13 protein-coding genes are annotated in these 13,284 nt (G+C 68.2%); 3 read left to right on the top strand and 10 right to left on the bottom strand.

Features of this window, described 5'->3' with window-relative positions; genetic code table 11:
• Positions 1–71: 71 nt before the first annotated feature.
• Genes Q0C57_RS04685 through Q0C57_RS04670 form a run of 4 tightly spaced genes read right to left on the bottom strand, consistent with a single transcriptional unit; the run spans position 72 to position 4,352 of the window.
• A complete protein-coding gene (locus Q0C57_RS04685) occupies positions 72–1,346 on the bottom strand; it encodes an ABC transporter substrate-binding protein (RefSeq protein WP_296572772.1) in 1,275 nt (424 codons plus the stop codon).
• A gap of 37 nt (positions 1,347–1,383) precedes the next feature.
• Positions 1,384–2,235: a carbohydrate ABC transporter permease gene (locus Q0C57_RS04680; protein WP_296572771.1), complete on the bottom strand. Its 852-nt coding sequence runs from the start codon at positions 2,233–2,235 to the stop codon at positions 1,384–1,386.
• 7 nt (positions 2,236–2,242) lie between these two features.
• Positions 2,243–3,175: a carbohydrate ABC transporter permease gene (locus Q0C57_RS04675; protein ID WP_296572770.1), complete on the bottom strand. Its 933-nt coding sequence runs from the start codon at positions 3,173–3,175 to the stop codon at positions 2,243–2,245.
• A complete protein-coding gene (locus Q0C57_RS04670; RefSeq protein WP_296572769.1) occupies positions 3,168–4,352 on the bottom strand; it encodes an ABC transporter ATP-binding protein in 1,185 nt (394 codons plus the stop codon). The genes Q0C57_RS04675 and Q0C57_RS04670 overlap by 8 nt, the downstream gene beginning before the upstream one ends.
• A gap of 186 nt (positions 4,353–4,538) precedes the next feature.
• Between Q0C57_RS04670 and Q0C57_RS04665 the strand changes: the two genes are divergently transcribed.
• The gene (locus tag Q0C57_RS04665) at positions 4,539–5,363 is read left to right on the top strand and encodes a phosphodiesterase (protein ID WP_296572768.1); all 825 of its coding nucleotides are present in this window, start codon (positions 4,539–4,541) and stop codon (positions 5,361–5,363) included.
• Positions 5,364–5,414: 51 nt separating this feature from the next.
• Here Q0C57_RS04665 and cydB read toward each other — a convergent pair whose 3' ends face one another.
• The 6 genes from cydB to Q0C57_RS04635 all read right to left on the bottom strand — a co-directional run bounded on the left by cydB (position 5,415) and on the right by Q0C57_RS04635 (position 11,855).
• The gene (cydB, locus tag Q0C57_RS04660; RefSeq protein WP_296572767.1) at positions 5,415–6,419 is read right to left on the bottom strand and encodes a cytochrome d ubiquinol oxidase subunit II; all 1,005 of its coding nucleotides are present in this window, start codon (positions 6,417–6,419) and stop codon (positions 5,415–5,417) included.
• A 6-nt stretch (positions 6,420–6,425) separates the two neighbouring features.
• Positions 6,426–7,778 carry a cytochrome ubiquinol oxidase subunit I gene (locus Q0C57_RS04655; protein ID WP_296572764.1) on the bottom strand — a complete coding sequence of 451 codons (1,353 nt, stop codon included), beginning with the start codon at positions 7,776–7,778 and terminating at the stop codon, positions 6,426–6,428.
• A 394-nt stretch (positions 7,779–8,172) separates the two neighbouring features.
• Positions 8,173–9,087 carry an NAD(P)-dependent oxidoreductase gene (locus Q0C57_RS04650; protein WP_296573186.1) on the bottom strand — a complete coding sequence of 305 codons (915 nt, stop codon included), beginning with the start codon at positions 9,085–9,087 and terminating at the stop codon, positions 8,173–8,175.
• A gap of 6 nt (positions 9,088–9,093) precedes the next feature.
• Positions 9,094–10,047 (bottom strand): tripartite tricarboxylate transporter substrate binding protein, encoded by a 954-nt coding sequence (locus Q0C57_RS04645; RefSeq protein ID WP_296572762.1) that lies wholly within the window; start codon positions 10,045–10,047, stop codon positions 9,094–9,096.
• Between the two features lie 51 nt (positions 10,048–10,098).
• A complete protein-coding gene (locus Q0C57_RS04640) occupies positions 10,099–11,190 on the bottom strand; it encodes an Ldh family oxidoreductase (protein WP_296572759.1) in 1,092 nt (363 codons plus the stop codon).
• On the bottom strand, positions 11,187–11,855 hold the full coding sequence (locus tag Q0C57_RS04635; RefSeq protein ID WP_296572757.1) for an RraA family protein: 669 nt from the start codon (positions 11,853–11,855) through the stop codon (positions 11,187–11,189). Before Q0C57_RS04635 ends, Q0C57_RS04640 begins: the two co-directional genes overlap by 4 nt.
• Before the next feature lie 96 nt (positions 11,856–11,951).
• Here Q0C57_RS04635 and Q0C57_RS04630 point away from each other — a divergent pair, with 96 nt between their 5' ends.
• Positions 11,952–12,866 (top strand): LysR family transcriptional regulator, encoded by a 915-nt coding sequence (locus Q0C57_RS04630; RefSeq protein WP_296572755.1) that lies wholly within the window; start codon positions 11,952–11,954, stop codon positions 12,864–12,866.
• A gap of 103 nt (positions 12,867–12,969) precedes the next feature.
• Positions 12,970–13,263 (top strand): lipoprotein, encoded by a 294-nt coding sequence (locus tag Q0C57_RS04625; protein ID WP_296572752.1) that lies wholly within the window; start codon positions 12,970–12,972, stop codon positions 13,261–13,263.
• Positions 13,264–13,284 lie beyond the last annotated feature (21 nt).

Genomic DNA, 13,284 nt, shown 5'->3' with positions numbered 1-13,284 from the left:
CGGTTCCGGGGCTGAGCGTGTGGAATGGTCCCGCCGGCCGGCCCCTCCGGCGCAGCGGGTCATGGGCGGGATCAGGCGCGGGGCAGGAGGCGCGCGACGTCGCGCGCCATGTCGGCCAGCGCGCTATCGACGCTGGCCTTCTGCTCGACGACGCGGGAGACGTTGTCGGTGATGGTGGAGGAGATGCGCACCCCGTTCGGCCCCGGGAAGGCGTACCAGGGCACCATGATCGGCATCTGCCGGACGCCGGTCATGAACAGCGGATTGTCGCGGTAGAAGGCGCCGAGATGGCGCGGATCGTCGGCGGCCAGCTGGTTGACCGGCACATAGCCGGTGCCCTTAACCATGATGGCCGTGCCCTCCGGCGAGGTGCAGTAACGCAGGAAGCGATAGGCGGCCTGCTGCTTGGCCGGATCCCTGGCGAGAACCATGCCGGCGGCACCGCCGGTCGGCAGGCGGCCGCGGGCGCGGTCGCCCAGCGGGAACTCCCAAGTGGTAAGTTTGAAATTATTGCCCAGCGAGCGCATCGCCTGACGCAGGAACGCGGTCGACCAGAAATACATGCCGACCTTGCCGGCGGCGAAGGCCTGGGCGCCCGCCTCGCCCGAGAGCGCCGGCATGCCGCCCTCCTTGACCAGGCGGTCGAGTACGGTGAGGGACGCCTTTCCTTCGGGCCCGGCGAAACCGATATTCCGTTCGGCCTCGTCCATCATGCGGCCACCGAAGCCGAAGAGCAGCGCCGAATAGATCCAGTCACCCTGCCAGCGGTAATAGGCGCCGTGGACGCCGTCCCCGAGCGCCGAGATCGCCTTCGACGCCGCGATGATCTCGTCCCAGGTCGTCAGCTTCCTGTCGGGATCGAGGCCGGCGCGCCGGAACAGGTCGGCATTGACGAAGACGATCGGATTGGATGTGGCGAAGGCGAGCCCCGCCTGGATGCCGCCCGCCGCCCCGATGCCGAGAAGTTCGGGCGTGTAGCCGAGCTTCGCGCTATCGCCCTCGCGCTTCAGCAAAGGCGCAAGATCGACGGCGAGGCCGCGCTCGGCAATGACCCTGAGGCGGTTAAGGCCCTGGAAGGTCAGGTCGGGCTGGCGGCCGGTGACCGCCTCGCGCAGCACCAGCTGGGTGCCGTCGTCATAGCTCGCCGTCGCCTGGCGATAGCTGACCTTGATCCCGGACTGGGCGGCCATGAAGCCGGCGGCGAGCTGCTCCTGCACGTCCTTGAAGACGGCCGGCATCGAGTAGTGGACGTCGATCTCCACCGGATTGGCCAGCGCCAGGCGCGGGGCGGCGAGGCTGGCGGCCGAGGCGGCGAGCACCGTGCGACGGGTCAGGCGGATCGTCATGACGATCTCCGGTTCTGCAGCGGACAGGAGACCGGCCTCATCCCTTGAGGCCGGTCATGGTGATGCCTTCGATGAAGCGCCGCTGGGCGATGAGGAAGGCAGCCACCAGCGGGATCGTGGTGATGGTCGCCGCCGCCATAAGGGCGCCGAAATCGTCGCCCGCCTCTTCGGTGCGGAAATAGATGACGCCGAGCGCCGGAGTCGCCAGTTCGCCCTTGCCGGAGACGGCGATGAGCGGCCAGAACAGGTCGTTCCAGTGAGCCACTACCGAAAAGATCGCGAAGGCGGTGGCGGCCGGCCAGGCATTGGGGACGATGATGCGCCAGACGATGGACCATTCGCCGAGCCCGTCCATGCGGGCGGCGTGGATCAGCTCGTCCGGCATGGCCCGGAAGAACTGGCGGAACATGAAGATGGCGAAAACCGAGATGGTCGAGGGCGCGATCAGCGCCGCATAGGTGTTGAGGATGCCGGTCTGCGCGAAGGCGATGTAGAGCGGGATCGCCGGCACATGGGCCGGGATCAGCAGGCCGAGCATGACGAAGGCGAAGAGCGTCTCGCGGCCGCGGAAATTGAGCTTGGCGAGCGCATAGCCGGCCGGCAGGGCGAAGGCGAGCTGGAAGACCAGGATGCCGAAGCAGACAATGGCGCCGTTGAGCAGGTAGCGCCCGATCGGCACCTCGCTCAGCACCCGGCCATAGTTCTTCTCGAAGGCGAAGGTCTGCGGGATCAGCGACATCGAGGCGCGCCAGACCTCGTCCAGCGGCTTCAGCGAGACCGAGATCATCCAGATATAGGGCATCAGGAAGATCAGGCCGAGGACGGAGAGCAGGGCCAGCCGCGGCAGGTCGGCGAGGAGGCTCTTGTCATGCGGGGAGGAGGGGGTCATCGGCGCCTCACCCGTAATGGACGCGGCGGTCGAGCACGCGCGTCTGCAGGAGCATGAGGACGACGACAGCGCCGAGGAAGACGACGGTGATCGCCGCCGAATAGCCCATGCGGAAGAAGGTGAAGCCCTCCGTGTACATAGTATAGAGCAGCACCTCGGAGGCCTTGTTCGGACCGCCCTGGGTCAGTGTCGCGACGATGTCGAAGACGCGGAGCGAGCGGATCATCGTGATGGTCAGGACAAAGAGGCTGGTAGGGCCGAGCAGCGGCCAGGTCACCGTCCAGAAGCGCGACCAGGCCGAGCGCACTCCGTCCACTTCCGCTGCCGCATAGAGGTCGCGCGGAATGGCGGTCAGGCCCGCCAGGAACAGCACCATGTTGAAGCCGATCTGCTCCCAGACACCGATGATGGCGAGCGTCCACATGACGCTGTCGGAGGAGCCGAGCCAGTTCGGGCCGACGATGCCGAGACCGCGGAGCGCCGCATTCACCGGGCCGATCGTCGGGTGGAACATGTACTGGAAGGCGGTCGCCATCGCGACCATCAGCGACACGACCGGCAGGAAGAACACGGCGCGGAAGAAGGCGCGGCCGCGCGTGCCGCTCTCGATGAGCAGCGCCAGCATCAGCCCGCCGATGATCGAGACCGGCGTCGTCACGGCGACGAAGAAGGCCGTATTGCGGAACGAGGTAACGAAGCCGCGGTCCTCCAGCAACTCGGCGAAATTGGCGAGGCCAACGAAGCGCAGCGCCGGCGCGCCGAGTTCATAGTCGGTGAAGGCGATGGCGACGACCGCCGCCGTCGGGATCAGCAGCATCAGCACGAAGGCGAGGATGGCTGGTGCCGTCAGCAGCCAGGCGGCCAGCGCCTCACCACGATGGGTCCGCTCGCCGGCCGGTTCGGCAGCGGCATGGCCAAGGGGAAGCGCAACGTCAGACATGCGCCGCCCCCGTGCGCAGGGGCCGCGTACCGCCGGCTCCGATGCGAGCCGCCGTCTCGCTGCCGATGAGACCGACGCGGTTGCCGACGGGATCGAAGGCGAGGAGCCGCCCGGCGAGAGGGGCGACGGTCAAGTTCTGGCGCGACGGCGCGGCCTCCCAGGCCTCCGGAGCAAGGCGAAGGATGAGGTCGGATCCCGCGCGGGTCTCGCGCGCATAGACAAGCACCTCCGATCCGAGGAACTCGACATGACCGACCGTCACCGCGATGCCTTGGGCGGCCAGTGTCAGATGTTCCGGACGGACACCGATGGAGAGCTTTCCGGTCAGGCGCGGCGCAACGAGGCCTGTGGCGACCCCGGTGACGGAGACCCGGCCCTCGCCGTCGGCCTCGCCGGCCAGGATGTTGATCCGCGGCGAGCCGATGAACTTGGCGACGTCGATCGTCGCGGGCTGCTCGTAGACCTCGCGCGGCGAGCCGAACTGCAGGACATGGCCGCCAAGCATGACCGCGACCCTGTCCGACATGGTCATCGCCTCGGCCTGGTCATGGGTCACGTAGACGGTGGTGACGCCGATGCGCTTGTGCAGGTCGACGAGTTCGCGACGCATGTCGTGGCGCAGGGCGGCGTCGAGATTCGACAGCGGCTCGTCCATCAGGAAGGCTTTGGGATGGCGCACAATGGCGCGGCCGAGGGCGACGCGCTGGCGTTGGCCGCCCGAGAGCTGCCCGGGCCGACGCTCCATCAGGTGGCCGATGGATAGAAGCCTTGCCGCCTGCGCGACCTCCTCCCGGATCGCCGCGCGGCGGGTGCCCGTGCCCGCCACGAGACGCCCGAGGAACGGCGCGCGCTCCAGGGTCGTGAGCCGGCGCATGACCAGCGGCAGCGCCATGTTCTGCTCGACCGTCATATGCGGATAAAGCGCATAGTTCTGGAACACCATCGCGACGTCGCGGTCGGCGGCGCGGATGCCGGTGACGTCGCGACCGCCGATCGACACCTGTCCGCGGTCCGCCTGTTCGAGACCGGCGATGATGCGCAGGAGGGTGGTCTTGCCGCAGCCGGACGGGCCGACCAGCGAGATGAAGGACCCGGCATCGAAGGCGAGCGACACACCCTTCAGGACGCGCGTCTCGCCAAAAGACTTCTCGATCCGGTCGAGGACGATTCCGGCCATGGCCACCCAACTCCCTTGGTGTGGCCGGGTTACGCGGCTTTCACGACAGCGCGGCAACGCACGAATGACGCTTCGCCGACGTTTGGACGACGGCGCGATGACAGCGCCGCAGCGGCTGCACCTGTCGTCGCGCTGTCATGGAGGGCGCCTAGTCAGCCGGCGAACCGCATCCCAGGGAAGGCCCCCATGCTCATCGCCCATCTGACCGATCTTCATGTCCGTCCGCACGGTCTTCCCGCCTATCGGACGGCCGAGACCAACATGCTGACCGAGCGCGCCATCGACGCGGTGCTGGCGCTCGACCCACGCCCGGATTGCGTGCTGATCACCGGCGACCTCACCGATAACGGACTGCCGGCAGAATACGAGAACCTCAAGCGCATGCTCTCCCGCCTGCCCATGCCGGTCTGGCTCATCCCCGGCAACCATGACCGCCGCGAAAATCTGAAGAGCATCTTCGGCTCGTATCCCGGCCTCTCCGACGATCCCGATTTCGCCCACTGGGCGACCGATCTCGGTCCCGTCCGCATGATCGGTCTCGACACCGTCGTTCCCGGATCCGGCGCGGGGCGCCTCTGCGCCGAGCGCCTCGCCTGGCTGGACGCCCGCCTGTCGGAGGACAGCGCCAAGCCGACCATCGTTGCCCTGCACCACCCCGCCTTCGTCTGCGGCATCCACCACATGGACCGCATCAACCTGATCGAGGGCAAGGCCGAGTTCGAGGCGATCATCCGCCGTCACACCCAGGTCGTGCGCGTCCTCTCCGGTCACCATCACCGGCCGATCCAGGCGCTCTTCGCCGGAACCCTCGCCATGGTGGCACCGAGCGTCGCCCATCAGGTGGTGCTGGACCTGCACGACCGGCCGTCAGGGCAGTTCAACTTCGAACCGGCAGCCTTCCACCTGCACCTGTGGACCGAGGCCGCCGGCCTTGTCAGCCACACTGCCTATGTCGAGAAGGCGCCGGGCCCCTACCCCTTCCTGCGCGATGCCGACTATCCCGGCGCATGAGTCTGCCAGCAAAGCGGTTCGGGCCAGAAAGGTCCGGGCCGCAACCGTGCATCAGTCGTAGCGCAGCTCCGTCGCCTTGCCGCGGAACACCCAGTAGCTGAAGGCCGAATAGGCGACGATGACCGGCACCACGACCAGGGCCCCGACCAGGATGATGAGCAGGCTCTCGGGCGCCGACGCCGCCGCATAGATGGTCAGCCGGTCCGGCACGATGAAGGGATAGAACGAATAGGCGAGGCCGAAGAAGGCCAGGGTGAAGATTCCCGCCGAGCCGGCAAAGGGCACCCAGGAAAAACGGTCCCGCGCATGCGGCTGGTTGGCCAGCACGACCCAGACCACCGTGGCCAGCACCAGGGCCATCAGCGGCAGGGGTGACAGGAACAGGAACTCGGGCAACGAGAACCAACGATCGAAGATTCGCCCCGAGACGAGCGGGGTCACCACCGAGATCACCGCGAAACCGATCATCGTGACGACCAGCGCGACCCGGGCCCGGCGCACGGCCCGCCGCTGCAGGTCGCCGTCGGTCTTGATGATCAGCCAGGTCGCGCCCATCAGCGTGTAGCCGGCCGCCACGCAGACCGCGGTGACCAGCCCGAAACCGACCGTCGCCAGGCTGCGGTCCAGACCCATCACGTAAAGCCCCAGCATGTAGCCCTGCGACAGCGCCGTCAGCAGCGATCCGGCGAAGAAGATGCGGTCCCAGGTCGGCTTCCAGCCGGCCTCGGCCTTGGCGCGGAACTCGAAGGCCACGCCGCGCATGATGAGGGCGATGAGCATCACCGTCACCGGCAGGTAGAGCGCCGAGAGGATCGCCCCGTGCGCCACCGGGAAGGCGACGAGGAGAAGGCCGACGGCGAGCACCAGCCAGGTCTCGTTGGCATCCCAGAAGGGCCCGATCGAGGCGATCATCCGGTCGTGTTCCTCGGGCCGGGCGATGGGGAAGAGGATGCCAACGCCAAGATCATAGCCGTCGAGGATCACGTAGATCAGGATCGACAGGCCCATGAGGGCGGCGAAGGCGACGGGCAGCCAGACGGCGGGATCATCGAACATGGTCGCTCACTCCGCGGGGACGAAGGCGGTGGGATGGGATGTCGGGCCGGTCTCGATCGTCTGGGGCTTCGCCCCCTTGCGCGCCAGCAGGAACAGCGTCGCCACATAGGCCGCCAGCAGCAGGGCATAGACCGCGAGATAGGCGGCGAGCGTGGCGGCGATCATCGCCGCGGGAACCGCCGACACCGCCTCCGACGTGCGCAGCACGCCGGACACCAGCCAGGGCTGACGTCCAATCTCCGTGACATACCAGCCGGCGAGGGTCGCAACCCATCCCGAGAAGGTCATGCCGACCAGCACCCGCGCGAGCCAGGGATGGGGATCGCCGCGGCGCCAGAGCCACCAGGCGGCGATCCAGGACACCGCCAGCATGAGCAGGCCGACGCCGATCATGATGCGGAAGGCGAAGAAGACCGGCGCCACCGGCGGATGCTGTCCCGCGAAATCATTGAGGCCGGGAACGACACCCTGCGGATCGTGCTTGAGGATCAGGCTCGCCCCATAGGGAATGCCGATCTCGAACCGGTTGGAGCGGGTCGCCTCGTCCGGCCAGGCGAAGAGGATCAGCGGCTTTGCCGGACCGGTCTCCCAATTGCCCTCCATGGCGGCGACCTTCTGCGGCTGGTGCTCCAGCGTATTGAGCCCGTGCATGTCGCCGGCAAGGATCTGCAAGGGGATGAGAATGGCGGCGACAGCCACGCCGAAGCGCAGCGCCGCAAGCACGGCCGGCGTGCGGTCGTTGCGCAGCCAGCGATAGGCCGACAGGCCGGCGATCAGGAAGGCGGTGGTCAGACCCGAGGCCAGCAGCATATGCGTCAGCCGGTAGGGCATGGACGGATTGAAGATGATCTCCATCCAGTTGGTGGCATGCACAACCCCGTTGCGGATCTCGAAGCCGGTCGGCGTGTGCATCCACGAATTGAGAACGAGAATCCAGAAGGCGGACAGGGTCGTGGCGCCCGCCACCAGCACGGTGGCAAGGGTGTGGACCCAGCCCGGCACCTTGCGGAAGCCGAACAGCATGATGCCGAGGAACACCGCCTCCAGGAAGAAGGCCGTCAGCACCTCATAGGCGAGGAGCGGACCGGCGACATTGCCGACGCGCTCCATGAAGCCGGGCCAGTTCGTGCCGAACTGGAAGCTCATGGTGATGCCGGAGACAACACCGAGGGCGAAGCTCAGCGCGAAGATCTTCACCCAGAAATGGTAGACGTCCATCCACTTGAGGTCTTGCGTTGCCCGGTAGCGCAGCTTGAAGAACACCAGGGCCCAGCCCAGCGCGATCGTGATGGTCGGGAAGAGGATGTGAAACGAGATATTGGCGCCGAACTGGATGCGCGCGAGAAGGATCGGATCCATGGGTCAGACCTCCTGAGCCTGAGACGGCCGCGCCGGCAGACTGGCGGAAACCGCCGCAACGGCCAAGCCGGGGAGGGCAGGCATCTGTTGCCTTGCGTGAGCGGGAACGCCTTCGCGACGGCGGCACGGGGCAGCACCGGGCCGGTACGGAAAGACAAGCGGCGGGGCGGCCGTAATGGCAGGACGGGGAACGGGCCAGGGCATCGGGGGAACCAGGCTTTCTTTATTTTCAGATATTCCTGAAAATAGCGAAAGCCTTGCGAAGATCAAGATGCCACGTCTCCGCTCCCGGCCCCCCGGTGCCGCAGCCGGCACCGCAGGGGTGCCGGGACCTGCCCGGACACCTGGCGACGCCGGGAACGGAGAGCCGAGGCGGGACGCGGGACAGCGTCCCTCAGGCCGCGGGAGGGGTGCCCTCTGGCGGCGCGACGGCCGACAATTGCTGGATCAGATCGCCGACGGCGCACCAGTCGTCATCCTGGCGGCCGGAGGCGCCGAGGCCTTTGAGGACCTGCAGGACGGCGGCAGCGACCGGCGCGAAGACCTGGGCGTCGTTGAGGGCCTTCGCGGCGATGGTGAGGTCCTTGGTGATCAGCGCCGTGCGGAATCCGGGCCGGAAGTCGCGGTCGAGCAGTTTCTGGACATGGCGCTCGAGAACGACGCTGCGGGCGGCACCGCCGAGCAGCGCCTCGCGCACGCGCGACGGGTCGACGCCCATCTTCATGGCCAGCGCCATGGCCTCGCTGGCGCCGACCAGATTGGCGGAGACGCAGATCTGGTTGCAGGCCTTGGCGACCTGGCCGGCACCGCTCGCGCCGACATGGACGATCGTCGTCGCCATCGCCGCAAGAAAGGGCCGCGCTGTGGCGAGGGCCTCCGCCGGGCCGCCGACCATGCAGGTCAGAGTGCCGTCGTCCGCGCCCTTCTGGCCGCCCGAGACTGGCGCGTCGAGCAGGGAGACGCCCAGGGCGGCGAGGCGGCCGGCAAAGTCACGGGTCGCGACCGGGTCGATGGTGCTGGTGTCGACCACCACCGTCCCAGCGGCGAGGCTGTCGGCGATGCCTGCGGCACCGAACAGCACAGCCGCGACGTCGCCGGTCGCCGGCAGGCAGAGGAACACCACGTCAGCACCGCCGACCGCCTCCCGCGCCGTGGCCGCCACCCGGGCGCCGCAAGCGGCGACCGGGACTGCTTTGGCCGCGCCGCGGTTGAACACCGTCGTGTCAAACCCCTTGCGTGCCAGGTTGGCGGCCATGCCCGCCCCCATGATCCCAAGGCCGATGAAGGCAACCCTGCCTGCCGATTCCATCATGAGTCAGGAATCGCCCTTGGCGGCAAGCACGGCCCGCGACGTGTCCTCCATCGCCTTCATGAAACCGGCACCGTCGAGATAGGCGAGGTCCAGATTGGTGCGCTGGGCGAGTTCCTTCATCTTTTCGCTCTGCAGGATGCGAGCGAAGAGCGCATCATAATAGGCGATGATCGGCGCCGGCGTGCGTGCCGAGACCATCAATCCCTTCATGTTCTCGATATTGACCGGTACGCCCGCCTCGGTGAGAGAGGGCGTATCGGGAAGGATGCTGCTCCGGTTGGAGGTGGTGGCGAGAATGAAGACATGGCCGGCATCGGACTGGTTCTTGGCCTCGGCCGGCGTCAGCAGCGTCATGTCCAGCCGGCCGCCAAGCAGGTCCTGCAGCGCATGGGCACCGCCACGATAGGCGACGTGGGTCATCTGGATGCCGGCCGTCTTCTCCAGTGCCTGGAAAGCGGCATGCAGGATCCCGCCCTGGCCGGAAGACCCGTAGGTCAGCTTGCCAGGCTCGGCCTTGGCCCGCTTCACCAGTCCGGCGACGGAGTTGATGCCGCCCTTGCGAAAGGTGACCAGCACCATGTGCTCGCGGTTGACCCGCGCGATGCCGCGGAAGTCCTCGAGCTTGTAGTTGAGGCGGTTGTAATGCGGCAGGGTCGTGCTCTCGCTGCCGCCACCAACGAGCATTGTATAGCCGTCGGGCTCGCCCCGGGCGACGAACTCGGCTGCGATGGCGCCGGCTGCACCGGGCCGGTTCACCACCAGGACCGGCACAGGCGAGACGCCTTCGGCAGCCTGGGCGACGGTCCGGGCGGTGACGTCGGTGCCACCGCCGGGCTGAAAGCCCACAAGCAGCGTGATCGGACGGCTCGGCGTCCAGCCGGACTGGGCCCGCGCCGACAGGACCGGCAGGGCGAGGGCAGAACCGGCAAGGCTCAGAAGATGACGGCGGTGCAACATGTGAATCCTCCCTTGGCGACGTCGCGCTGCGGCGACTTGATAATGGAGCGGTCAGGCGCCAGCGGCGGCCCTCCCGTTCCGGAGATCGACGAGGTCGATGGGGTACGGCATCGGGACGGCGAGATCCGCCGCCAGCTCCGACAGTTCCCCCACCACCGCGGGAACGAGGAAGATTCCGGTCTCGCGGCGCCCCTGTGCGAGGCGATGTTCATATTCTCCGGCAAACAGGATCTCCGGAATGCCGGGGGCCCGCGGCTCGGCCTTCAGCAACTCCACATAGTCCTGCATGCGGGCGAGGAAGATGGACAACGGCATGAAGGCGGTGATGTCGATCAGGATGAAACTGTGGCCGACATCCTGCGGGTTCCCCCAGTCCTCGTACATGTTGCGCACATGCGGACCGTAACCGGCGCCGGTTAGAACGCCGGCGAGGATGTCGATGGCCATGGACAGCCCATAGCCCTTGGCGCCGCCGAGCGGCAGAACGGCCCCGGCGAGCCCGGCCTCCGCATCGCGCGTCGGCTGTCCGGCCGCATCGATGGCCCAGCCCTCGGGTATCGCCTCGCCGCGCCGCGCCGCCGCGATGATCTTGCCGCGGGCCACCTGGCTGGTCGCCATGTCGAGGAGGAACGGTGTCGGGCCGCCGGTGGGGGCGGCGATCGCCAGCGGATTGGTGCCGAGGAACGGCCGCACCCCGCCGGTGGGAGGCATGGTCTGGGAGGCATTCGAAACGATGACGGCGATGAGGCCCGCCGCGGCCGCCTGTTCGGCGAAATAGGCGGCGGTGCCGAAATGGTTGGAGCGACACACGCCGACAGTCGCCACGCCATAGTGGCGCGCCCTCTCGATGGCCAGATCCAGCGCCTTCTGGCCGACATAGGCGCCGAAATTGTTGCCGCCGTCGACCAGCGCCGTCGCGCCGCGATCCTGCACGACAGCGGGCTCGCGGACGACGTCCACCATGCCTTCCCTGACACGGCGGAGATAAATGGGCAGGCGCAGAATACCGTGGGACTCGACGCCGCGCACATCGGCATAGACGAGCGAGGCGGCCACCGACATGGCCACCTGCTGCCGCACGCCGCCGGCGACGAGCGCCGCCGTGCAGAAGTCGGTGAGGGCCTCCGGCGCAAACTGGGTCATAGCATGCAGCCCCGCGCCTTCAGCGTCGCATCGACCCAGGACCTGTCGATGCTGCCGTCGGCGATGGAGGCGAGGATCGCCTGTTCGCGCGCCATCTGGGCGCGGCTGAGCCGCGCCACCTCAGCCGCTTCCGCCTGCGGGATCGCCAAGACGCCGTCGGCGTCGCCGATGATGATGTCGCCCGGCATGACCGGCATGCCGCCGATGCTGACCGGGCCGTTGAGCTCGCCCGGCCCGTCCTTGTAGGGCCCGCGATGGGTGACGCCGCGCGCATAGACCGGCAGCGGCGAGGCGGCGATATGATCGGTGTCGCGCACGGCCCCGTCGATGACGAAGCCGGCGAGGCCGCGGCGGGCGGCGATCGACAGCATGATCTCGCCGATGATCGCATTGGTCAGGTCGCCACCGGCATCGACGACCACCACGTCGCCCGGTTCGGCCATGTCGATCGCCTTGTGAACCATGAGGTTGTCGCCCGGGCGGGTGCGGACGGTGAAGGCCGTCCCGAGCAGAGCCCCACCGCGGTGATGGGGCCTGAGGCCGCAGCCGCCGGCAAAGAGCCGCGCCATGTTGTCGGAGGCAATGGAGGTCGGAACCCCCGCCAGGCCGCCGACGAGGTCTTTGCTGGCCGCCACCCGTGGCTGCACCCGAAATCCGATGCTCATCTGTCCTCCCGGACCGTCTTTTCCGGAAGTATGGGGATCGTTCAAAAGACGTCCAATAAATTGATAGATGCTGATTGATGCGCTATCCGTATCGACGTGGACATTGTCGGGCTGCGCAGTTTCGTCGTCCTCGCCGAGGACCTGCATTTCGGCCGGGCGGCCGGGCGGCTCGGCATTGCCCAGCCGCATCTGAGCCGCCGCATCCGCGATCTCGAAAAGGACCTCGGCGCCGTCCTGTTCGAACGGACCCAACGGCGCGTCGCGCTGACCCGCGCCGGGACCGCTCTCCTCGCGCGTGCGCGACGCCTCCTCGACGATCTCCGGCGCGCCGGTGACGAGACGCGGGCGATCGCCGAGGGCAAGTCGGGCCGGCTGCGCATCGGCTTCATCCATTCCGCCACCTACGGCACCCTGCCGGAACTGCTGCGCCTGTTCAGCCGCGATCACCCGCAGGTGGGGCTCGACCTCGCCGAGATGACCATGGCCGAGCAGGCGGCCGCGCTCGCCGCGGGCGACATCGACGTCGGCATCCTCAGGCCCGTGGCGGGAGTCGATGGCCTCTGTTTCGAGACGATCCGCCGCGAGCATTTCCTCCTCGCCGTGCCCGAGGACATGACGCTGTCCGCCCGACCAAGGGTGTCGCTCCGCGACCTCGTCACCACGCCGATGATCGGCTTCCCGCGGCTGACCAGCCCGCTGTTCCATGCCCGCATCACCGGCGCCCTCGACCGAGCCGGGGTGACGCCGGTCATCGTCCAGGAGGCGACGCAGATCCACACGGTCGTCGGCCTTGTCTCGGCCGGCCTCGGCGTCGCGCTCGTCCCGGAAGTCGCCGCCCGCCTCGGCGTCAAGGGCGTGCGCTTTCTCGTGGTCAGCGACGGTCCCGAACCGGTGGAGGTCTGTATCGGCACCCGGCGGGGCGAAACCTCGCCTGCGGTCCTTGCCTTTGCCAGGGCCGGCGCGCAGCTTGGCGGCGGACCGGCTGGCGAGAGCCCCCCGGCACCGGCCTGAGGCCGCAACACCCGACATCCCGCAAGAATGCCAGGCCGCCCCCTCTCGCAGTCCCCCGCCGCTTCCGTTATGGTTCGGACGCTCATTCGCCGAGGACCCTTCATTGACCCCATCGCTGTCCCGCCGCACTGCTCTCCTTGCTGTCCTTGCGGGCGCGGCGGCGCTCGGCGGATGTGGCCGGCGGGGTGGCCTGGAACTCCCTGGAGAGACCCCCTCGCCCATCGGCGGGCCGACGCCGCCGAACCTGCCGCCGCGGGCGGAAGTCCCGGCGGATCCCGCCAACCCCAACCAGCGTCAGGCGGAGACGTCGGCGCGCCGTGACTATGACCGCAACAGACCCGTCGGTGGCGGCCAGCTGATCCCCTCCGGTCAGTTCATCCTCGACCCGCTGCTCTAGACCTGCCCGCTGCAAGGGCGC

This window comes from Phreatobacter sp., from assembly GCF_022843985.1.
Lineage (GTDB): Bacteria > Pseudomonadota > Alphaproteobacteria > Rhizobiales > Phreatobacteraceae > Phreatobacter.
This window is presented reverse-complemented; position numbering and strand designations above follow the sequence as displayed.

What these genes read in the sequence shown, in the direction of transcription:
- Q0C57_RS04650 (WP_296573186.1), bottom strand. Translation starts at nt 9,087, where the DNA reads ATGGAATCGGCAGGCAGGGTTGCCTTCATCGGCCTTGGGATCATGGGG.
- Q0C57_RS04670 (WP_296572769.1), bottom strand. Translation starts at nt 4,352, where the DNA reads ATGGCCGGAATCGTCCTCGACCGGATCGAGAAGTCTTTTGGCGAGACG.
- Q0C57_RS04675 (WP_296572770.1), bottom strand. Translation starts at nt 3,175, where the DNA reads ATGTCTGACGTTGCGCTTCCCCTTGGCCATGCCGCTGCCGAACCGGCC.
- cydB (WP_296572767.1), bottom strand. Translation starts at nt 6,419, where the DNA reads ATGTTCGATGATCCCGCCGTCTGGCTGCCCGTCGCCTTCGCCGCCCTC.
- Q0C57_RS04640 (WP_296572759.1), bottom strand. Translation starts at nt 11,190, where the DNA reads ATGACCCAGTTTGCGCCGGAGGCCCTCACCGACTTCTGCACGGCGGCG.
- Q0C57_RS04685 (WP_296572772.1), bottom strand. Translation starts at nt 1,346, where the DNA reads ATGACGATCCGCCTGACCCGTCGCACGGTGCTCGCCGCCTCGGCCGCC.
- Q0C57_RS04655 (WP_296572764.1), bottom strand. Translation starts at nt 7,778, where the DNA reads ATGGATCCGATCCTTCTCGCGCGCATCCAGTTCGGCGCCAATATCTCG.
- Q0C57_RS04635 (WP_296572757.1), bottom strand. Translation starts at nt 11,855, where the DNA reads ATGAGCATCGGATTTCGGGTGCAGCCACGGGTGGCGGCCAGCAAAGAC.
- Q0C57_RS04680 (WP_296572771.1), bottom strand. Translation starts at nt 2,235, where the DNA reads ATGACCCCCTCCTCCCCGCATGACAAGAGCCTCCTCGCCGACCTGCCG.
- Q0C57_RS04645 (WP_296572762.1), bottom strand. Translation starts at nt 10,047, where the DNA reads ATGTTGCACCGCCGTCATCTTCTGAGCCTTGCCGGTTCTGCCCTCGCC.
- Q0C57_RS04665 (WP_296572768.1), top strand. Translation starts at nt 4,539, where the DNA reads ATGCTCATCGCCCATCTGACCGATCTTCATGTCCGTCCGCACGGTCTT.